Below are 21,189 nucleotides of genomic sequence, written 5' to 3'. Positions count from 1 at the left end.
CGGCTCTCAAGTGGCCTTGACGACGATGGCGGTGATGTTGTCCGGCGCACCACGGGTCAACCCCAGGTGCACCAGGCTGCGAACCACTTCATAAGGGTTGGGGTGCGCGAGGACGTCACGGATCTCATGGTCCTCGGCGGTCTTGTTCAGGCCATCGCTGCACAGCAGGAAGGTGTCGCCGGGCAGGATGTCCAGCGTCACCCGCGACAGCGCCAGACGCGCCTCGACACCGATGGCGCGGGTGACGATATTGGCCCGCGGGTGCACCCGCGCCTGGGCTTCGTTGAGCAGGCCGCTGTCGATCAGTTCCTGCACGTAGCTGTGATCGCTCGACAAGCCTTGCAGCACGCCGTCGCGCAAGCGGTACAGGCGGCTGTCGCCGGCCCACACGCACTCGCCCTGATCCTCGCGCACAGCCAGCACCACCACCGTGCTGCCCATCATCGACAGCCCCCGGCGTGCAGTTTCCTGGCGCACCTCGGCATTGAGGTCCTGCAGGCGCTGCACCAGCGCCTCGCCGTAGATCGTCAGGTCCGCCAAAGGCGGCACCCCGCGCAGGGCATCGACGATCAGGCTGCTGACATAGTCGCCGGCGGCGTGCCCGCCCATGCCGTCGGCCACCACCCACAGGCCGCGTTCGGACAGCGCCAGGCAGGCGTCTTCGTTCAATTGGCGAACCATGCCGGTGTGGCTGTAGCTGGCCGATTGGAAAGTCAGTGCCATCAGGCCTGGCCCTCCTGACCGACGCTGTCGAGCCCCAGCAAGGCCCGGGCAAAGTCGGCGGCCGCCGGCAACCCGTGGCAGCGCCACAGACCAGGCTCAATGTGCTCGCCACCGCGGCCCCACCACAGACTGGCGCCCACGCAGCCCTGCTCGGCCAATGCGGCCAGGCGCATCGGCGCGGTGGTGGCGGCCAGGCGTTGCAGGTCGCCCTGCACCTCGGTAGCCGCCACGGCGTCGAACGCCGGCACCGGCAAGGCTTGCAGGCCGGCCTCGAAGGCTTCGAAGCGGTTGTCCGGTGTCAGGCTGTCGAGCATCAGCGCCTCGACCTGTTCGAACCAGTCGTCCACCGCCAGCCAGGCATTCATCGGTTGCGACTCATCCAGTACTACGGCCACGGTCAGCGGAAAGTACCGCCCGACCCGGTCGATGCTCGGCATCAGCACCCCGGCCACGGCCTGCGGCCCGCACACCCCTGGCGCCAGCACGAAGCGCCACAGCGGGCTGACCAGGTAGGCCTGCAACCAGTCGTTGCCCAGTTGCTGCTGGCTGGCCAGCAGGCCGGCGGCCAGCCACCGGTCCCAGGGCTGGATGAACGATTGCGGCAAGTCGCGGCTGACAAAGTCGCCGCGGCTGGCCAGTTTTCCGTAGAACCCGGCGTAGGTCATAACCGCTCCGGCAGGCTGAAACCGCTCAGGACACGGCTTTTGAAAGGGTTGAAGGCGCTATTGGCGCGCAACTCGTAGGCAATGCTGGCGCCGTCGACGCGCAAGCGCAGGTTGAAGCGGTCAGGGCCGTTGCCGCCGGTCAGGTCCGATTGCTCCAGCAGGCGGAACCACGCCCACGGGCCATCCAGGGTGACGCCGGAGCGGCCGCTGGCCGAGGGCGGGCTGATCGACAGGCGCACCACGCCGATGCTGCCGGGGTTGGGCCATTGCATGGCCACCGGGCGGCTGGGGCCGTGGTCGTAGCTGATCTGCTGGCCGTCGAGGTCGAGCAGGAACTGGGTGATCGAGGCGTCCATCGCCACCGGCTTGAGCTCGAAACGCACCACCGGCTGAGTGCCGCCGGCACGGAAGAACGCATCACGGATCACGCTGGCGCGCTGGAAGGTCTGCAGCACGCCGCTGTTGATGCCCAGCTTCTGCGCCGCACCCGGCTGCCAGCGCCACGGGTTGGTCGAGGTGTCGACGTAGGGTTGCAGGTACTTGCGGAAGTAATTGTCCATCACCCCGCCGACGCCGAAGAACATGCCGAAGTCATCCAGCGTGGCGTCGCGGCTGCTGCCGGGCGACATCGGGTAGCGGCCGCTGAGCGACTGGCGATAGACGTTCAGCACCTCGCTGGTCCAGGCTGCGTTCAACTGGTTGCGCACCCCGCCCATCATGGTGTTGGTGGTGGAGTTGACTACCGACTTGACCAGCCCGCGCACCAGCGCCGGCTGGCGTTCGGCACTGAGGTTGACGCGGTTGGCCGCGGCGGTGGTCTGGTTCTTGGCCTCGCCCAAGAGCGCATCGCCGCTGGCGCCGACCATGGCGCTGACCTGCACGTACAGGGCATTCATGTCAGCCAGCAGGGCGTCGATGCCGGCGGGTTGATTGTTGTCGGCGCCCTGCCCGACCAGCCGGCGCAGCTCGGCAAAGTGCGCGCTGACCGGGTCGTCGGTGGTTGCCGGGGTCGGCGCCGCGCCGCTCTGTTGTTCCTGGCCGAGCAAGGAACCCAGGCGTTGCTTGAGCTGGTCGACGCCGTCGTCGGCTTTCTTGCCCTGGGCATTGAGCAAGCGTTGTTCTTCTTGCAGGTCCGTCTGTTTCGCCACCTCGACCAGCAGTTTTTTCAGCGGCGAATCCGGGCCGGAAATCACCCGCAGCACGTCGGCCGCCTGGGCCACGCTGGTGATGGGCACAAAGTCGATGTCAGCCAGCAGCGCGTCCCATTCGCGGACAAAATCCTGGAAGTACAGGCGCCGTACTTCACCGGCCAGGCTGGCAACGTCCAGCGCCGCGCCAGGCACGCTGCCCTGCCCGCCGCCCAGCACCCATTGCTCTTCGGCCAGGGTGCCGGCCTGGCTCAGGCTGTTGCGCAGGAAACCTTCGCGGTAGCCCTTGGCGGTGAACAGGCCATTCAGCGGTTCGCCCAGCGGCTTGCCGCTCTTGCGGCTGAACACCAGCGCGGCATCGCGCCCGGCCGCTTCGTTGAGGCGAAAATCCGGCACGCCGGCCGGCAGCTTCTGGCGCTTGACCCGGTCATAGACGCGCTGGGCCATCGGCAACTGCTGCAACTGGCGGCGCAGGTCGTCGATCAGCGGCTGGTCCAGCCGCGCCTTGGGCGGATGACGCTCGAACAGCGCCTGCAAGTGGCCGTCCAGGGCCTGGCGCTGCTGCGCCGGCAGATCGCGCGGCAGGCTGCGCTCCCAGTCCAGGGCAATCCAGGCCTTGATGAAGTCGGCGTCGTAGTGCTCCTGGTCGGCAAGCATCAGGTAGGCCTTCAGGCCTTCGTACAGGTAGTCCGACGAGCCACCGGAGCGCAATTGCTCTTCGATGCGGCTGACCAGGCGTGGCGCGAACACCGCGATCAACAGCTTGCGGTAGACGCTGCCGGACTCGGCTTCGAGCATGTCGCCCTGGTACAGCCCCAGGCCCTCGGACCAGTCCGGTGCGTCACCGGCCAGGTTGCGCACCGCATCGAGCAGCGGCAGCACCGCCAGCACGTCGCGCTGTGCGGGGCTGAGGTTCTGCACTTGCGGGCCCAGGGGTGCGACCTTGCCGTCGACCTGGGCAATGTAGTTCTGGTTGGCGCGGTAGCTGACCCACCACAGCGAGGCCACGGTCAGCACCACCGCCACGGTGGCGGCCAGCACGCCGCGGGCGATCCAGCGCCGCCGGCGCTCGACCTTGGGGTCGGCGCTCATCAGGCCCTGCTCGGCAAAGGCCACGTCGGTAAACAGTTTCTCGATGAAGTAGCTGCGCCCGGTGCCGTTCTGCCGCGCCAGGTGCTGGCGGTCCAGGCTCATGCTCTGCGCCATGACCCCGATCAGGCGATCGATAGGGCTGCCTTCCTGGGTACCGCTGGTGAAATACACGCCGCGCAGCAGGGGCCGTTCTTCGTACGGGTTGGGCTTGAACACGCCTTCGAGAAAGCCTTGCAGCGCCTGGCGCAAGGCGGCGAACTGCTGTGAGAAACCATAGATCAGGTCGCGGCGGGCCGGGTCGCGCTCCTGTTGCAGACGCTCGACCAGCCGCTCGTTGAGGCGTTGCTCCAGCGCCGCGAACTCGGCCGGGAAATCCTGCAGGGGACCGGCGGCCTGCTTGCCGTCGTCCAAGGCGAAGGTGGTGCCCCACACCTGGGCGCGCTCTTCCTTGCTCAAGGCATCGAAGAACTCCATGAAGCCGGGCAGCAGGTCGAGCTTGGTGAGCATCAGGTAGATCGGAAAGCGCACGCCCAACTGGTCGTGCAGCTCCTGCACCCGGCTGCGGATCGCCACCGCATGGGCGGCGCGCTCTTCGTCGCTGCCCAGCAGCAGGTCCGACAGGCTGATGGCGATGAACGCGCCGTCGATGGGCCGGCGCGGCCGCTGGGTCTTGAGCAAATCGAGAAAGCCCAGCCAGGCGGCCTTGTCGACCTGCGCATGGCTGTCTTGCGTGGTGTAGCGCCCGGCGGTGTCGAGCAGCACGGCCTGGTCGGTGAACCACCAGTCACAGTTGCGCGTACCGCCCACGCCACGGATGGCCCCGCTGCCCATTTGCGCGGCCAGCGGAAAGTCCAGCCCCGAGTTGACCAGCGCAGTGGTCTTGCCGGAACCGGGCGGGCCGATGATCACGTACCACGGCAGTTCATACAGGTTGCGCCGCTGATCACCGCCCAGCCGCGCCTTTTTCAGCAGGGCCAGGGCCTCGTCCATGCGCTGGCGCAGGGTGGCCAGTTCTTCGGCGGTGGCCACGCTGGCCGCGTCCGGTTCAGTCTCGGCGGCCAGGCCTTCGATGACCCGCGCCGCCTGGCGCCGGGCCTGGATGATGCGAAACACCCGCCAGCCGATCCACACCGCCCACAGCAGGCCGATAATCAGCCAGCGCCGGCCTTCGGGCACCAGCGCATCGAGCAGCGGACCGACGAACCAGATGATCAGGCTCAGGGCGAGCAGCCCCAGCACCGGGATCACCCAGCGAATGACAAACCCCAGAAACGCCTTCACTCCACGCCCTCCGCCAATACCGTGATTTCAACCCGGCGATTCTTCGCGCGCCCTTCGCTGGTGGCGTTGGGGGCCAGAGGCTCGGTGTCGCTGCGCCCTTCGGCGGTGAAGCGTTGTGGTTGCCCGGTGCGCGCCGCCAGGATCTGCAACACCTGTTCGGCCCGGGCCTGGGACAAGGCCCAGTTGGACGGAAAGCGCAACGTGGCGATGGGCCGGTTGTCGCTGTGGCCGGTGATGCGCACCTCACCCTTGACCTTGCCCAGCGCCTCGGCGATGCGCAGCATCAGCGGCTGGTAGGCGTCGACCACAGTGGCGCTGCCGGAGGCAAACAGCTCGTCGCCGCGAATGGTCACCACCGAGCGGTCCACCGCGTCTTGCACGGCGACCTTGCCGGCGCGGATCTCGTCGGACAAAAATCCTGCCAGGCGCGGACGCTCAACCAGCTTGGGCTGCACCACCGGCCGGTCGATGGCCTGCACCGGGATCTCGCCCAACAGATGGATACGCTTGAACACCGGCTCGGCCTCGGCGGCCAGTTGCAGGCGCAGGATGAACAGCAACAGCAGCAACAGCGCGATACCGATGGCCACGCCGACCCAGGGCGGCATGAACTGCGCCAGGCGGTCGCGGGCCATCAGCAGGCCGCGCCAGCGCGGCGACAGCCCCTGCTCGCGCTCGCCACGGGCGCTGCGAATCGCGGCACTGGTGCGTTCACGCAGGGCGTCGAGCTGGCTGCGGCCGTTGTTCATGACCCGGTAGCGGCCTTCGAAGCCCAGGCTCATGCACAGGTACAACAGCTCCAGCAGGTACAGGCGCTCACGCGGGGTTTGCAGGCAGTGCTCCAGCAGCTGGAAGCACTTTTCGCCGCCCCAGGCTTCGTTGTGCACGGTGATCAGTAGGCTTTGCTGGGTCCACTCGCTGCTGCTGCCCCATGGCGTGCTCATCACCGCTTCATCAAGCGCGGTGCACAGCACGTAGCGCGCCAGCAGCACGTCATTGCGCGCCACACCGGCCGCCTCGGCACGCTCTTCGAACTGGCGCAGCTGCGCCAGCAACTGGGCGCGCAGGCTGGCCGGCGCCGGGTGGGCGATGGTGTTGCGCAGGCGGGTCAGCAAGGCCAGCAGGGGGCCGGCGGCCGCCTCCAGCGGGTTCAGGCCTTGAGCCTGGCCGGGCGTCAGCGCCGGGCCTTGCGGCTCGGGTTCACGCGCAGCCGGCGCGGCCTCGCCGGTGCTGGCCGGGCGGCCACCGGGGCGCGGCATGAATTGAGTACGGTCATCGGTGGGGTGCATGCCGCTTATCCTCGGATTGCCCAGAACGCCAGGTTCAGGCCCGGGAATTCACCCGCGATATGGAATGCAAAACCGCCGGAGCGGCTCAATTGCTGCCAGTGCTCGCTGCCCCGGTCGAGTTCGTAGTAGGTCGAGCCGACATGGAACGGCAACTGGCGCGGCGCCACCGGCAGCGGCAACAGGCCGATGCCCGGCAATTGCAGGTTGACCAGGTCGCGGATGTGCTCCACCGAACCGACCTTGCTCTGCTGGCCGAAGCGACCGCGCAGGGTTTCGCCGGGGATGTCGGCACGTACCACCAGGATGAAGCTGGCATTGTCCAGCAGGCTCTTGTCGGCCAGCATGGCCACGTGCACGCCGTAGGCTTTCTCGACGATCGGGATCGGCACCGCCTTGCTGTCGATCAACATCGACAAGGCTTCGCGCAGCGCCTGCATGACCGGGGCAAAACTGGCTTGCAGGTCGTCGTGCTGGTAACGCGGGAATTCCTGCGGGCGGTGCTCGCGGGTCGAGAAGGTGGCGAACTCGCCGGCCAGGCTGACCAGCTCGCTGTACAGCCGCTCCGGATGCAGCGGGCTAAGGTGGCCCAGGTGCTGGACCAGCGGCTCGGCGCGGTTGACCAGTTGCAGCAGCATGAAGTCGGCGATTTCCGAAGCACCGCCGGCGCCGGAGGCCACCACGCGCCCGGCCAGGGCTTCCCCACGCTGGCGCAGCAGGCCTTGCAGCTCGCTGCGAAAGGCACTGAGCGGACGGCTGACAGCGATGTCCAGCAGCGGCGGGATGTACTGCTCGTCGAGCAGCAAGACGTGGTCGGCGCGTTTCTCGATGACCCGCACCACGCCCAGCACGGCGTAGTCGCCCAGGCCTTCCTGTTCGGTGAGCAGGCGCAAGGCGCGGGCGCCAACGGCCACCGGGGCGCGGTTTTCGAACGGTGCATTGTCGTCGCGCACTTCGCGCACCTGGCTGACATAGCGGGCCGCGCCGGCGGCCTCGCCTTCATCGACCGTGTCGCGCACGCCAGCGCGGCGCAGCGGCAGGCCCAGGTACACCAGGCCGTCGCGCACGTTGTCGTCGAGGATCAACGGGCTGGGTGCCGGGTCGTCATGGGGAATGTTGAACGGCGTGCCGTCGGGCAGCAGCCCGCGCGCGCTGATGATCGCCAGCTTGCCCTGGGCCAGCAGGCCCTGGTCGATGAGCAGTTCGGAAAACCCCCAGGCCGCGGCCGACAGCGGACGGCTGCGGGCGTCGACCAGGTTTTCCAGGTAGCGGTCATGCTGCTGGAAATGCTGGGTTCCAATGAACATGCCTTCCGACCAGACCACACGATTGTTCCAGGACATGGGTTCTCCGATTGCCTAGTGAGCAGGAAGGGTTACAGGGGCGCTGCGGATAGCCTGCGCATCGAGTTCGATGCGGTAAGGCGGGTCTTGTCGGGGCGCGACCGGCAACACCAGGCGCCACAGGGCGCGGTCGATTTCGCGGTAGCCGACCACCAGGCCAATGTGCCGGGTGGCCGGGTTGAGGGTGCGCGTCACGCGGCGGCTTTCACCGGGACGCACCAGCACTTCGTCCTGATCGATCAGGTCCGCGCCCAGCGCATCGCCGGCCCGTTCGGCCAGGGCAAAATAATCGGCACGGCTGAAGGCCGCACTGTTCTTGAGTTCGAAGATCCGCACCCGCACCGGGGCCGGCTGGCCACTGGCGCCAGGATTGAGGCCGGCCGCGGCTTGCAGGTAGAGGGTGATGGCACCGTCTTCGGCGGCCTCGACCGGCGCCAGCGCGGGCGGCTCGCCAGGCTTCGACGAACAGCCACCGAGCAGCAAGGCCAGGGCAATCAGGGGGGCAAAGATACGCAACATCGCAATGCTCACGGCAGGGTCTCAGGGGCGGCGCAAGCGTTGGCTGTGCGCTTCGTAGGCACGGCTGAACTCGCGGCCGAACAGGTCCTGGAAGTCGTCTTCGGCTTCCTGCGAAATGCGCTGGTAAAGCGCGGTGAATTGCTGCCAGTACTGCGCCTGGCGCGTGCCGCCAAACAGGTTGGTCAGCCCGCCGGGCTTGCCCATGCGGGTTTCCAGCGCGGCCGGCTCGAAGCGCTTGAGCAGGTGCTTGATGGCCGCTTCGACCCCGGCCATGACGGCCAGCTGGTGGGCGCGCAGGTCGTCGAAACTGTCTTCGATCGCCTGTTCGGGCCCCATGAACGCCTGGTTGCCATGACGCAGCAGCAACAGCAGCGCTTCATCGGCATTCGGGGCGAACTTGAGCGGGTTGTTTTCCACCGGGCGGATCATGGTCTGTTGCATGCGGAATTCGCCCTTGAGGCTGGTGCGGGCCCGCAACACATCGATCAGGCCTTCGACCATCAGCCGGTAGCTGCGGCCGATGGCTTCCATCTGCGCGGCGGCCTGGGCGGGGTCGAGGGTCAACTGGTCCAGGCCTGCACCGCGCAGGAAGGCTTGCAAGAGGTCCTGCTGCTGAGCACCCGGCGGTGGCGCCGGAGGTTGTGCAACGGGCGCCGCCGGGGGCTGCACGGCGGCGGGTGGCACAGGTGCAGGCTCAACCGGCGGCGGCAAGGCGGTAACGGGCTCAGGCGCCGGGGCGGCGGGCAGGATTGGCGCGGCAACCACGGCCGGGCGTACCGGCGCCGGCGCAACAGGGACAGGCGCTGGCGCGACCAGATCGGCCAGCGGGTCCCAGTCATCGGGAATCATGCCCGGCGCGGCAGCGGTCGGTGCCGGTGGCGGCGCTTCGACAGGGGCGGCAACCGGGGCGGCAGGCAGCACTGGTGTCGGTGGCCGGAAGTCATGCTGGCGGGCCGGCACATGGTCGGGCTGGGTGGCCGGCGCGACACTGCCCGGTGCCAGGAAATCGAACAGGTCGGCAAAGGTGTCCTGCGCCGAACCGCCTTGCAGCCGGGCCATGCCGGGGGCGTCGATCGGTGGCAAACCCGGATGTTGAGCGCAGGGCGACGCCTGCCAGTGGTTGTCCTGGCGGCTCATCAGCGCTTCGAAACTGTTCGCCGTTTCACCCGCCTTCAGCCCTGCCTCGGGCAACTGCATGTTGAAATCGATGCGCACGCGAATCTCGTATTCGCCGATGCGCACAAGTTCACCGTCCTGTAACACTTCGCTGTTACCGCGCCGCAGGCGAATACCCGCCTCGACCAGTTCGACGCCGTTGGTGCTGTGGTCGGTCAGGTAATAACGGCCGTCCTTATATTGAATGACGCAGTGCCGCGACGACACCAGTCGCTCCGGGTCAGGAAGTATCCAGTCATTTTCCGAACTACGGCCAATTGCCATTACGCCTTGATCCAGGGTCTTTTCTGCACACTGGCCCGGCGTAATCTTGTGGTAACTGGTGATGGTCAAACACAGCGACATCGTGCCTCCCTGCTATATCGCATTTGATCAAATGGCCGCTCTGCGCCCTGACAATCCAAGCCTGACCGGCAACTTCCGAAAAAGTTCAATCTCCGGGATAACAACTAAAAGCCTGCAGATCGGCGACTTTGCGCGCATGATAATCACGCCCCGCCAAGCGATGTCAAAATAACATGCAAGCTGTTAGCTGTGTCACAACTTCCCGAAAGGGCGCCTATCCTAACCTTGACATTGCCCTTTAACTACTCCAAAAATGCACCACTTTAAAAACTCGATAGTGTCACTATGACATCTAGCAAGTTATGGCTGACTACAGCCTCTTCAAATAGTTCCAAAAATTTTCCCACATAACCGTAGACATCATCTGAGTCGATAAGGAGATCACGTTTGATGGATGTCGCACTGTTACTCAGCGCTGTTTCAGCCGACGCGCCCTGTGGCGAGGATCTGGAATACGACGCCGACTTCCTGCAGCTGGAGCGTGACGCACAGGGCAAACCCGAGCGCGTCATGGGTGATGCCGTGCAAGCTGCCGAACCGCCTGCCTGGCGCTTGATCGAGCAGTCGGCCAGCGGCTTGCTACAACGCAGCAAGGACCTGCGCATCACCCACTTTCTGGTGCAGAGCGCCGTGGCTTTGGACGGCATTGCCGGCCTGGCCAATACCCTCGACCTGATCGACCAGTTGCTGCGCCAGTACTGGGACACGCTGTACCCGCTGCTGGACGCCGATGACGACAACGACCCGACCCTGCGTATCAATGCACTGGCGGGCCTGGCCTGCGACACCAACCTGCGCCTGCTGCGTGAAAGCCCGCTGGTGCGCTCACGCGCCTTCGGCACCTTGAGCGTGCGCGCCGCGCTGCACGCCGGTGGCCTGCAACACGCCAGCGACGAGTCGCTGAGCCTCGAAGCCCTGGGCGCCGCCTTGCGCGACAGCGACCCGCAGACCCTGCAGGACACCCACGCGGCCCTGCGCCAGGCCTTGCAACGGGCAGCGGCCATCGAAGCGTTCGTCAATGAACATGTAGGCTCCGAGCATGGCATCGACCTGGCCGCGCTGAAACAGCCCTTGCGCCAGGCCTTGCAGGTGTTGGGCGAGCATGCCCCGGCCGCTGAAGCGGGCACCGACGACGAGGTCCCGGCCCCGCAGGCCGCCGACGACGCCGGCACCGCCCAGGTACAGGCCTTTGCCGCACCCGCCGCACCGCGTCCGAGTGCCGAGATCAACAGCCGTGAAGACGTGCTGCGCAGCCTCGACCGATTGCTGGCCTACTACGCCCGCCACGAGCCCTCCAGCCCGCTGCCGATGCTGTTGAACCGTGCCAAGAGCCTGGTCAATGCCGACTTCGAGGCGATCGTGCGCAACCTGATTCCCGACGGCATGTCCCAGTTTGAAACCCTGCGCGGTCCCGAGCCTGACTGACCCGCGAGGCGGATCACGCTTGGGATGCGCAACCTGTTATCGGCTTTGAGGCCAACACCGTCGCAGCAGCGACCAGGAGAAGCAACGTGGCGAAAACCAGTTCGCAGAAATTCATTGCGCGCAACCGTGCGCCTCGCGTGCAGATCGAGTACGACGTGGAACTGTACGGCGCCGAGAAGAAGGTGCAGCTGCCGTTCGTGATGGGCGTGATGGCCGACCTGACCGGCAAGCCCGCAGAACCCCTGGCGCCGGTGAACGAGCGCAAGTTCCTGGAAGTCGACGTCGACAATTTCGACTCGCGGCTCAAGGCCATGCAGCCGCGGGTGGCCTTTCATGTGCCCAACGAGCTGACCGGCGAAGGCAACCTGAGCCTGGACATCACCTTCGAGAGCATGGACGACTTCAGCCCGGCGGCCGTGGCGCGCAAGGTCGACTCGCTGAACCAGTTGCTCGAAGCCCGTACCCAGCTGGCCAACCTGCTGACCTACATGGACGGCAAGACCGGCGCCGAAGAAATCATTCTGAAAGCCATCAAGGACCCGGCGCTGCTGCAAGCCCTGGCCAGTGCGCCTAAGCCCAAGGACTCCGAGCCCTCCGCTTGATCAGGACCCATGACCATGACCGATTTACAGCGTGACAATCAGGCCCCGGCGGGCACCGTAGAGCACACCAACGAGTTCGCCTCGCTGCTGCTGCAGGAATTCAAGCCCAAGACCGAGCGCGCCCGCGAAGCGGTCGAGACCGCCGTGCGCACCCTGGCCGAACAGGCCCTGGCCCAGACCGACCTGGTGTCCAACGACGCGATCAAGTCCATCGAGTCGATCATCGCGGCCATCGACGCCAAGCTCACCGCCCAGGTCAACCAGATCATTCATCACCCGCAGTTCCAGCAGGTCGAAAGTGCCTGGCGCGGCCTGCATTACCTGGTCAACAACACCGAGACCGACGAGCAACTGAAGATTCGCGTGCTGAACATCTCCAAGCCGGAGCTGCACAAGACCCTTAAGAAGTTCAAGGGCACGGCCTGGGACCAGAGCCCGCTGTTCAAGAAGATGTACGAAGAGGAATACGGCCAGTTCGGCGGCGAGCCCTATGGCTGCCTGATCGGCGATTACTATTTCGACCAGTCGCCCCCGGATGTCGAGCTGCTGGGCGAGCTGTCGAAGGTCTGCGCCGCGATGCACGCGCCGTTTATTGCCGCCGCTTCGCCGACAGTGATGGGCATGGGTTCCTGGCAGGAGCTGTCCAACCCGCGCGACCTGACCAAGATCTTCACCACCCCCGAGTACGCCGGCTGGCGCTCGCTGCGTGAGTCCGAAGATTCGCGCTACATCGGCCTGACCATGCCGCGTTTCCTGGCCCGCCTGCCGTATGGCGCCAAGACCGACCCGGTCGAAGCCTTTGCGTTCGAAGAGAACACCGACGGCGCCGACAGCGCCAAGTACACCTGGGCCAACGCGGCCTACGCGATGGGCGTGAACATCAACCGCTCGTTCAAGCACTACGGCTGGTGCTCGCGCATTCGTGGCGTGGAATCGGGTGGTGAGGTCGAGAACCTGCCGGCGCACACCTTCCCCACCGACGACGGTGGCGTGGACATGAAGTGCCCGACCGAGATCGCCATTTCCGACCGCCGCGAGGCCGAGCTGGCCAAGAACGGCTTCATGCCGCTGCTGCACAAGAAGAACACTGACTTTGCCGCGTTCATCGGTGCCCAGTCGCTGCAGAAACCGGCCGAATACGACGACCCGGACGCCACCGCCAACGCCAACCTGGCCGCGCGCCTGCCGTACCTGTTCGCCACCTGCCGCTTTGCGCATTACCTCAAGTGCATCGTGCGCGACAAGATCGGCTCGTTCAAAGAGCGCGACGAGATGCAGCGCTGGCTGCAGAACTGGATCCTCAACTACGTCGACGGGGACCCGGCGCATTCCACCGAAACCACCAAGGCCCAGCATCCGCTGGCTGCCGCCGAAGTGGTGGTCGAGGACGTCGAAGGCAACCCGGGCTACTACACCTCGAAGTTCTTCCTGCGTCCGCATTACCAGCTTGAAGGCTTGACCGTGTCGCTGCGCCTGGTATCCAAGCTGCCATCGACAAAAGGCGCCTGACCCTGAAACCGCCGTAGGAGCGCGCTTGCCCGCGACCGAGTGCGTAGCGCTCGTAAAAATTGTGTAGGCGCTGAAAATTTACGACTGCTAACGCAGCCGGTCGCGGGCAAGCGCGCTCCTACATAGACGGCGTAAGCGGCATAGGCGGCGTAAGCGGCGTAAGCGGCATAGGCGTCATAGGCGTCATAGGCGTCATAGGCGGCGTAGTTAGAAAAGCGGTGTTGTCGCACAAATCACTCAGTGGCGCTGTGCCACATCAGGAGAAACCATGGCTGTCGATATTTTCATCAAGATCGGTGACATCAAGGGCGAGTCGGTCGACAAGACTCACAAGGACGAAATCGAAGTGCTGAACTGGAGCTGGGGCATGTCCCAGTCCGGCAACATGCACATGGGCACCGGTGGCGGTGCGGGCAAGGTCAACATTCAGGACCTGTCGATTACCAAGTACGTCGACAAGGCGACCCCCAACCTGATGATGCATTGCTCCAGCGGCAAGCACATCGACAAGGTCACCCTGACCGTGCGCAAGGCCGGCGGCGACAACCAGGTCGAGTACCTGATCATCAACCTCGAAGAAGTGCTGGTCACCTCGCTGAGCACCGGTGGCTCGGGCGCCGATGACCGCCTGATCGAGAACGTGACCCTGAACTTCGCCCAGGTCCTGGTCGACTACCAGCCTCAGAAAGCCGACGGCAGCAAGGAAGGCGGCCCGATCAAGTACGGCTGGAACATCCGCTCCAATACCAAGCGCTAAGGTCTTGGCGTCCCCGGCCGCTCCGGCCGGGGGCAATTGGCATCAGGATGCCTGCCAGGCAGGCGGTAAGGAGACACACAGATGGCCAAACCTTCGTTTATCAATTTGCAGCAGGCCTATCCCAAAGTGGCTAGCCCTTGTGATCAACCGTGGGGAAACCAGTGCGCCATTCGCATGAGCATTGCCCTGAACGGTGAGCGAAGCATCCGCGTCAACAACTCCACCTACACAGATCCGAAATGCAAGCATGAACACGCTCGCGGTGCCGAGTCTCTGGCCAACTGGTTATGGCGCCATCATTTGGGCAGGCCCTTGATCATTGAAGGTACTGCCAGCGCTCGACAGACTATTCGTGACAAGCGCGGCATCATCTTTTTCAAGGACTGTTTTGCCAGAGCTTCGGAGAAACTGGAGGACCGCACCGGAGACCACATTGACCTATGGAATCGCGGTATCACTCAAGGCTTTGACGACGGCAACTACATGTCCAAGAAAATCTGGTTCTGGGAGCTGCCATGACCAGAACATACTCAGGCATTACCCTCCTCATGGGAGCTCTGTTCAGCCTCAGCGCTTGTGCACAGCCGCAAGAGCAAGTACCCGCACCGTCGACGCCTCTGACCCAGGCCACGCTCGCCGGCCAGCCTTTGCAGTTGGTAGAGCATGAGGGGCAATGTGTGCTGCGCAAGCCAGACAACAGTGACCTGAAACTGGAGATGAACTGGCCTTGCCAGTTCACTCCGGACAAACAGGGCAAGGTTCAGACTGAAGTGCACAATTCGGTCCCTATCGTGCTGGTAGAGCACAGTCAGCCCAACCCGGCACCTGACACAGACTGCGTGAAAACATCTCAAGCCGTGCGGTTGCGTGACAACACACTGGAAACCTCAAGGGTGAACAGAAGCGCTATGTGCCATATCGGTCAGCAAGATCAGAAAATGTTCACGGGGTTGTTCCGTTGGTAACCACGAAGGCACTTTGCCGAGTTACAGCCCTGTCAGCCGGATTGCGGGGTGTGGCCCTGCTCACTGGGATCAGAAAGCCTTGATCTGGAATTTCGACTGGTGACCAACATGACCCCGCGCGAGCGCCTGCAGCCTTCCCTGCTGGATCGCCTCACTGATGATGATCCGGGCAACCTGCAAGAGGGCACGGACAAGCGCGTGCTGTCGCTGAGCCAGCTCAAGGCTTCGGTGCTGCGCGACCTGACCTGGCTGCTCAACACCACCTCGTTGCTCGACGCCGACGCCACGCTGCACACGCCTGCGGGCACCTCGGTGGTCAATTACGGGCTGCCGGCGCTGGCCGGCAGCAGTGTGTCGGGGGTCGACATTGCGGTGCTCGAAAGCCTGATCCATCGGGCGATTACCACTTTCGAGCCACGCCTGCTGGCACACACCGTACGGGTGCGCGCCCATGTGGGGCATGAACAGATGAACCATAACGCCCTGAGCTTCGAGATCCAGGGCGACCTGTGGGCGCAACCGGTGGCCCTGCCGCTGCTGCTGCGCACCGAGCTGGACCTGGAATCGGGCCATGTAAAAGTCTTGCCTGCCGAACAACGGAGACGCCCATGAATCCGCGCCTGCTCGGGCTGTACAACCAAGAGCTGCAGCACATCCGCGAGAGCGCCCAGGAGTTTGCCCGCGAGTACCCCAAGATCGCCGGGCGCCTGACGCTGTCGGGGCTCGATTGCGCCGACCCGTATGTCGAGCGCCTGCTCGAAGGCTTTGCCTACCTGACCGCCCGTGTGCAGCTCAAGCTGGAGGCCGAATACCCGACTTTCACCCACAACCTGCTGGAAATCGCCTACCCGCACTACCTGGCGCCCACGCCATCGATGACCGTAGTGCAGATGCACGCCGACCCCGACGAAGGCTCGCTGGCCGATGGCTTTACCCTGCCGCGCGACAGCGTGCTGCGCGCCGCCCTGGGTCGCGACTCGCAGACTTCGTGCGAATACCGCAGCACCCAGGCGGTGACCCTGTGGCCGGTGCAAGTCAGCCAGGCCGACTATTTCGGCAACCCGGCGGCCGTGCTCGGGCGCCTGGCCGCCAGCGAACCCAAGGCCAGGGCGGCCTTGCGCATCACCCTGCGCACCGGCGCCGAATTGCCGTTCGACAGCCTGGCCCTGAGCAATCTGCCTCTGTACCTGCACGGCGCCGATGAGTTGCCCTATCGCCTGTATGAGCAACTGCTGGCCAACACCTGCGCGGTGTTTGCCCGCCAGCCCGGCAGCGACTGGGTCGAGCGCCTGCCGGTGGATGCCTTGCGTGCGTGCGGCTTCGATGACCGCGAGGCGGCGCTGCCGGTGGTGCCGCAGGCGTTCCAGGGCTATCGCCTGCTGCAGGAATACTTCGCCTTGCCACAGCGTTTTCTGTTCATCGACTTCAGTGGCCTGGAACGCGCAGTGGGCCGTTGCACCGGGCAAGAGCTGGAACTGATCGTGCTGCTGGAACGCTTTGACCAGAGCCTGGAAAACAGCGTGGGACGCGAGCAGTTCGTGCCCTACTGCACCCCGGCGATCAACCTGTTTCCCAAGCGCCTGGACCGCATTCACCTGACCGACCGGGTGCATGAGCACCATGCCATTGCCGACCGCACCCGGCCGATGGATTTCGAGATTCACTCGCTGACCGGTGTGACCGGCTTTGGCACCGGGCCCGACCAGCCGTTCCTGCCGTTCTACGCGGTGCGCGACCCGTCGCGCTATGGCCGCGACAAGGCCTATTACAGCCTGCGCCGCGAGCCACGGGTGTTGTCCAGCGAGCAACGGCGCACCGGCACGCGCTCGACCTACGTGGGCAGCGAAAGCTTCATCAGCCTGGTCGACAGCCAGCAGGCGCCCTATCGCCACGACCTGCGCCAGCTGGGCCTGACGGCCTTGTGCACCAACCGCGACCTGCCGCTGTTCATGCGCCTGGGCGGTGCCAGTGACTTCACCCTGGCCGACAGCGCGCCGGTGCAAGCCATTCGCTGCCTGGCCGGGCCCAGCCGCCCCCGCGCCAGCCATGCCCACGACAACAAGGCCTGGCGCCTGATCAGCCAGTTGTCGCTCAACTACCTGTCGCTGAGCGAGCAAGGCCAGGGCGCCGCCGCCCTGCGCGAACTGCTGCGCCTGTACGGCGATGATCAGGACGCGGCGCTGCAACTGCAGATCGAGGGGCTGCGCGAAGTCAGCAGCAAGCCGTGCACGCGGCGCTTGCCGATGCCGGGGCCGATCGTGTTCGGACGCGGCCTGGAGATCACGCTGGAATTCGATGAAAACGCCTTTCGGGGCACCGGCGTGTTTCTGTTGGGCGCGGTGTTCGAGCGCTTTCTGAGCCGCTACGTGTCGATCAACAGCTTTACCGAAACCGTCCTGCGCAGCACCGAGCGTGGCGAGATCATGCGCTGGAAAGCCCAGCCCGGCCGGCGGCCGACGCTGTGAGTACGCTTGATGCCATGCACGACCAGCCCTGGGAGTACGACTTCTTCCAGGCCCTGCGACGCATCGAGTGCGAGCACCCCGAGCTGCCGCGCTTTGGCCATTCGCTGCGCCTGGGCGATGACCCGGTGCGCCTCGGCCAGCGCCAGGACAGTGCCTTTGCGCCCTCCACGCTCGCCAGCGTGCAGCCGGGCGACGACGACAACGCGGCGCGCCTGGAGCAGTTCTTTTTTGGTCTGGGCGGGCCCAACGGGCCGCTGCCGCTGCACCTGACCGAATACGTGCGCGAGCGCCAGCGCAACCACGCCGACAGCACCAGCAAGCGCTTCCTGGATGTGTTTCACCATCGCCTGCTGAGCCTGTTCTACCGCGCGTGGGCCGAGGCCCGGCCGACCGTCAGCCATGACCGCGCCGATGACGATTACTGGTCCGGGCGCCTGGCGGCCCTGTGCGGGCGCGGCCTGCCCGGCCAGCTGGAACAGGGCGAACTGCCCGGCACCGCCAAGCTGCACTACAGCGGCCACCTGGCCGCGCAGACCCGTTACCCGGATGGCCTGAAAGCGATCCTGGGCGAGTACTTCGGCCTGCCGGTGCACATCGAGGAATACGTTGGCCAATGGCTGGAACTGCCCGAGCGCAGTCGCGTGAGCGTCAGTGCCAACCGGCTGGGCGTCGACCTGTGCCTGGGCCGGCATGTCTGGGACCGCCAGCATAAGTTTCGCATTCGCCTGGGACCGCTCACGCTTGAGCAGTACATGGGCATGCTTCCCGGTGGCCAGCCGTTTCGCGAGCTGGTGGCCTGGGTCGCCGAGTACCTGGGCTTTGAACTGGACTGGGACCTGAACCTGGTGCTGGAGCAACCACAGGTACCACGCCTGCAACTCAACGGGCGCCAGCGGCTGGGTTTCAACACCTGGCTGGGGCACCGCAACAAAGATGCCGACGAACTGATCCTGGCCCGGCACTACGCCGATCAGGCTGGCGATGCCCGACAGCCCGGTTCGACCCCCACTTCAAGGAACCTGTCAGATGAGTGAAATCAGTCGCGCCGCGTTGTTCGGCAAACTCAACAGCGTGGCCTACAAGGCCATCGAAGCGGCCACGGTGTTCTGCAAGTTGCGCGGCAACCCGTATGTGGAGCTGTCGCACTGGCTGCACCAGTTGCTGCAGCTGCAGGACTCGGACCTGCACCGCATCATCCGCCAGTTCAACGTGGAGCCGGCACGCCTGGCCAGCGACCTGACCGAGGCGCTGGACCGCCTGCCCCGTGGCTCGACCTCGATCACCGACCTGTCGTCGCATGTCGAAGAAGCCGTGGAGCGCGGCTGGGTGTACGGCAGCCTGATGTTCGGTGAAAGCCAGGTGCGCACCGGCTACCTGCTGATCGGCATTCTCAAGACCCCGAGCCTGCGCAATGCCCTGCTGGGCTTGTCGGCCGAGTTCGGCAAGCTGAAGATCGAAAGCCTGACCGAGCGCTTCGACGAGTACGTCGGTGATTCGCCGGAAAACGCCCTGCGCGCCAGCGACGGCTTCAATGCCGGCGCCGTGCCCGGCGAAGCCAGCGGCGCCATGGCGCCCAGCGCGCTGGGCAAGCAGGAAGCGCTGAACAAGTACACCATCGACCTGACCGCCCAGGCGCGCAACGGCGAGCTGGACCCGATCGTCGGCCGTGACGAAGAAATCCGCCAACTGGTGGACATCCTCATGCGCCGCCGGCAGAACAACCCGATCCTCACCGGCGAAGCCGGCGTGGGCAAGACCGCCGTGGTCGAAGGCTTTGCCCTGCGCATCGTCGCCGGCGACGTGCCGCCGGCGCTCAAGGACGTCGAGCTGCGCAGCCTGGATGTCGGCCTGTTGCAGGCCGGCGCCAGCATGAAGGGCGAGTTCGAACAGCGCCTGCGCCAGGTCATCGAGGACGTCCAGGCCTCGCCCAGGCCGATCATCCTGTTCATCGACGAAGCCCACACGCTGGTCGGTGCCGGCGGTGCGGCGGGCACCGGTGACGCGGCCAACCTGCTCAAGCCAGCGCTGGCCCGCGGCAGCCTGCGCACCGTGGCGGCCACCACCTGGGCCGAGTACAAGAAGCACATCGAGAAGGACCCGGCGCTGACCCGGCGCTTCCAGGTCGTGCAAGTGGCCGAGCCGTCCGAAGACAAGGCGCTGCTGATGATGCGCGGCGTGGCCTCGACCATGGAGCAGCACCATCAGGTGCAGGTGCTCGATGAAGCGCTGGAAGCCTCGGTCAAGCTCTCGCACCGCTACATTCCGGCGCGCCAGTTGCCCGACAAGTCGGTCAGCCTGCTGGACACCGCCTGTGCCCGGGTTGCCATCAGCCTGCATGCGGTGCCGGCCGAGGTCGACGACAGCCGACGGCGCATCGAAGCGCTGCAGACCGAATTGCAGATCATCGCCCGCGAGCACGCCATCGGCGTGCACACCGGCAGCCGCCAGGGCCAGGCCCAGGCGCTGCTGGACGCCGAGCAGGAACGCCTGACCGGGCTGGAAGTGCGCTGGGCCGATGAAAAAACCCTAGTGGACGAACTGCTCAAGCTGCGCGCGCAACTGCGCGACAGCGTGGGAGTGGTCGACAGCGATGTGACCGCCGCGGCCGCCGGCGACAGCGGCCATGAACTGCGCATCCGGCTGGTCGAGTTGCAGCAGCAATTGAGCGTGCTGCAAGGCGAAACGCCGCTCATCCTGCCCACCGTGGACTATCAGGCGGTGGCCTCGGTGGTCGCCGACTGGACCGGGATTCCGGTGGGTCGCATGGCGCGCAACGAACTGGAGACCGTGCTCAAGCTGGACCAGCACCTGAGCAAGCGCATCATCGGCCAGGACCATGCCTTGCAGATGATCGCCAAGCGCATCCAGACCTCGCGCGCCGGGCTTGATAACCCGAGCAAGCCGATCGGCGTGTTCATGCTGGCCGGCACCTCCGGGGTGGGCAAGACCGAAACCGCGCTGGCGCTGGCCGAGGCGCTGTATGGCGGCGAGCAGAACGTCATCACCATCAACATGAGCGAGTTCCAGGAAGCACACACGGTCTCGACTCTCAAGGGCGCGCCACCCGGTTATGTCGGCTACGGCGAAGGCGGCGTGCTGACCGAGGCAGTCCGGCGCAAGCCCTACAGTGTGGTGTTGCTCGACGAGGTGGAGAAGGCCCACCCGGATGTGCACGAGATGTTCTTCCAGGTGTTCGACAAGGGCGTGATGGAAGACGGCGAAGGCCGGGTGATCGACTTCAAGAACACCCTGATCCTGCTGACCACCAACGCCGGCACCGAGCTGATTGCGCGTGTGTGCCAGGACCCGGCCAACGTGCCTGACCCTGAGGAGATCGCCAAGGCCCTGCGCGGCCCGCTGCTGGAGATTTTCCCGCCGGCCCTGCTCGGCCGCCTGGTGACCATCCCGTACTACCCGCTCAGCGACACGATGCTCAAGGCGATTACCGACCTGCAACTGGGACGGATCAAGAAGCGCGTGGAAAGCACCCACAAGGTGGCCTTCGATTACGATGCCGAGGTGATCGACCTGATCGTCTCGCGCTGCACCGAAACCGAAAGCGGCGGACGGATGATCGATGCGATCCTGACCAACACCCTGTTGCCGGACATGAGCCGCGAGTTCCTGACCCGCATGCTCGAAGGCAAACCCCTGGCCGGCGTACGCATCCGCCAGCAGGACGGACAATTGCACTATGAATTCGATGACGCGCCGGCATGACCCGTTGTATCCCGGCATGATCTGTTGTAGGAGCGCGCTTGCCCGCGACCGGCTGCGTTAGCAGTCGTAAATTTGTGGCGTTTCGCAGATTTACAGTCGTAAATTTGTGGCGTTTCGCAGATTTACAGTCGTAAATTTTCAGCGTCTACACAATTTTTGCGAGCGCTG

Annotated in this window: 17 protein-coding genes; 10 read left to right on the top strand and 7 right to left on the bottom strand. The window is 65.4% G+C overall.

Translation table 11 applies throughout. From position 1 onward, the window contains the following. Positions 1-6: 6 nt before the first annotated feature. Genes ASF84_RS27450 through tagH form a run of 7 tightly spaced genes read right to left on the bottom strand, consistent with a single transcriptional unit; the run spans position 7 to position 9,578 of the window. Positions 7-723, bottom strand: a complete 717-nt coding sequence (locus ASF84_RS27450) for a PP2C family protein-serine/threonine phosphatase (protein WP_056842058.1) — start codon at positions 721-723, stop codon at positions 7-9. Beyond that, complete coding sequence (gene tagF / locus ASF84_RS27445; protein WP_056842057.1) at positions 723-1,388, bottom strand: type VI secretion system-associated protein TagF; 666 nt, start codon at positions 1,386-1,388, stop codon at positions 723-725. The genes ASF84_RS27450 and tagF overlap by 1 nt, the downstream gene beginning before the upstream one ends. After that, entirely contained in the window at positions 1,385-4,909 is a 3,525-nt protein-coding gene (gene tssM / locus ASF84_RS27440) for a type VI secretion system membrane subunit TssM (protein ID WP_056842056.1), read from the bottom strand. The genes tagF and tssM overlap by 4 nt, the downstream gene beginning before the upstream one ends. After that, the gene (locus tag ASF84_RS27435) at positions 4,906-6,198 is read right to left on the bottom strand and encodes a DotU family type VI secretion system protein (RefSeq protein WP_056842055.1); all 1,293 of its coding nucleotides are present in this window, start codon (positions 6,196-6,198) and stop codon (positions 4,906-4,908) included. Before ASF84_RS27435 ends, tssM begins: the two co-directional genes overlap by 4 nt. A 5-nt stretch (positions 6,199-6,203) precedes the next feature. Then, a complete protein-coding gene (gene tssK, locus ASF84_RS27430; RefSeq protein WP_056842054.1) occupies positions 6,204-7,538 on the bottom strand; it encodes a type VI secretion system baseplate subunit TssK in 1,335 nt (444 codons plus the stop codon). Between the two features lie 15 nt (positions 7,539-7,553). Next, a complete protein-coding gene (gene tssJ, locus ASF84_RS27425; protein ID WP_056842196.1) occupies positions 7,554-8,057 on the bottom strand; it encodes a type VI secretion system lipoprotein TssJ in 504 nt (167 codons plus the stop codon). Between the two features lie 21 nt (positions 8,058-8,078). Continuing rightward, positions 8,079-9,578 carry a type VI secretion system-associated FHA domain protein TagH gene (gene tagH, locus ASF84_RS27420; protein WP_056842053.1) on the bottom strand — a complete coding sequence of 500 codons (1,500 nt, stop codon included), beginning with the start codon at positions 9,576-9,578 and terminating at the stop codon, positions 8,079-8,081. Positions 9,579-9,968: 390 nt separating this feature from the next. Here tagH and tssA point away from each other — a divergent pair, with 390 nt between their 5' ends. From tssA to tssH, 10 genes are all read left to right on the top strand, one after another. After that, a complete protein-coding gene (tssA, locus tag ASF84_RS27415; RefSeq protein ID WP_056842052.1) occupies positions 9,969-11,003 on the top strand; it encodes a type VI secretion system protein TssA in 1,035 nt (344 codons plus the stop codon). An 86-nt stretch (positions 11,004-11,089) separates the two neighbouring features. After that, on the top strand, positions 11,090-11,605 hold the full coding sequence (gene tssB / locus ASF84_RS27410) for a type VI secretion system contractile sheath small subunit (protein WP_056842051.1): 516 nt from the start codon (positions 11,090-11,092) through the stop codon (positions 11,603-11,605). Between the two features lie 15 nt (positions 11,606-11,620). Continuing rightward, positions 11,621-13,114 (top strand): type VI secretion system contractile sheath large subunit, encoded by a 1,494-nt coding sequence (tssC, locus tag ASF84_RS27405; RefSeq protein ID WP_056842195.1) that lies wholly within the window; start codon positions 11,621-11,623, stop codon positions 13,112-13,114. A gap of 268 nt (positions 13,115-13,382) precedes the next feature. Next, on the top strand, positions 13,383-13,871 hold the full coding sequence (locus ASF84_RS27400; protein ID WP_056842050.1) for an Hcp family type VI secretion system effector: 489 nt from the start codon (positions 13,383-13,385) through the stop codon (positions 13,869-13,871). Positions 13,872-13,952: 81 nt separating this feature from the next. Continuing rightward, entirely contained in the window at positions 13,953-14,390 is a 438-nt protein-coding gene (locus ASF84_RS27395) for a type VI secretion system amidase effector protein Tae4 (protein WP_056842049.1), read from the top strand. Continuing rightward, positions 14,387-14,836, top strand: a complete 450-nt coding sequence (locus ASF84_RS27390; RefSeq protein WP_056842048.1) for a hypothetical protein — start codon at positions 14,387-14,389, stop codon at positions 14,834-14,836. Before ASF84_RS27395 ends, ASF84_RS27390 begins: the two co-directional genes overlap by 4 nt. 108 nt (positions 14,837-14,944) lie before the next feature. Next, positions 14,945-15,448 carry a type VI secretion system baseplate subunit TssE gene (gene tssE, locus ASF84_RS27385; RefSeq protein WP_421957996.1) on the top strand — a complete coding sequence of 168 codons (504 nt, stop codon included), beginning with the start codon at positions 14,945-14,947 and terminating at the stop codon, positions 15,446-15,448. Continuing rightward, on the top strand, positions 15,445-17,301 hold the full coding sequence (gene tssF / locus ASF84_RS27380) for a type VI secretion system baseplate subunit TssF (RefSeq protein WP_056842047.1): 1,857 nt from the start codon (positions 15,445-15,447) through the stop codon (positions 17,299-17,301). Before tssE ends, tssF begins: the two co-directional genes overlap by 4 nt. Next, the gene (tssG, locus tag ASF84_RS27375) at positions 17,265-18,335 is read left to right on the top strand and encodes a type VI secretion system baseplate subunit TssG (protein WP_056842046.1); all 1,071 of its coding nucleotides are present in this window, start codon (positions 17,265-17,267) and stop codon (positions 18,333-18,335) included. The genes tssF and tssG overlap by 37 nt, the downstream gene beginning before the upstream one ends. Further along, positions 18,328-21,021 carry a type VI secretion system ATPase TssH gene (tssH, locus tag ASF84_RS27370; protein ID WP_056842045.1) on the top strand — a complete coding sequence of 898 codons (2,694 nt, stop codon included), beginning with the start codon at positions 18,328-18,330 and terminating at the stop codon, positions 21,019-21,021. The genes tssG and tssH overlap by 8 nt, the downstream gene beginning before the upstream one ends. Positions 21,022-21,189: the final 168 nt, after the last annotated feature.

This window comes from Pseudomonas sp. Leaf127, from assembly GCF_001423155.1.
Classification (GTDB): domain Bacteria; phylum Pseudomonadota; class Gammaproteobacteria; order Pseudomonadales; family Pseudomonadaceae; genus Aquipseudomonas; species Aquipseudomonas ovata.
This window is presented reverse-complemented; position numbering and strand designations above follow the sequence as displayed.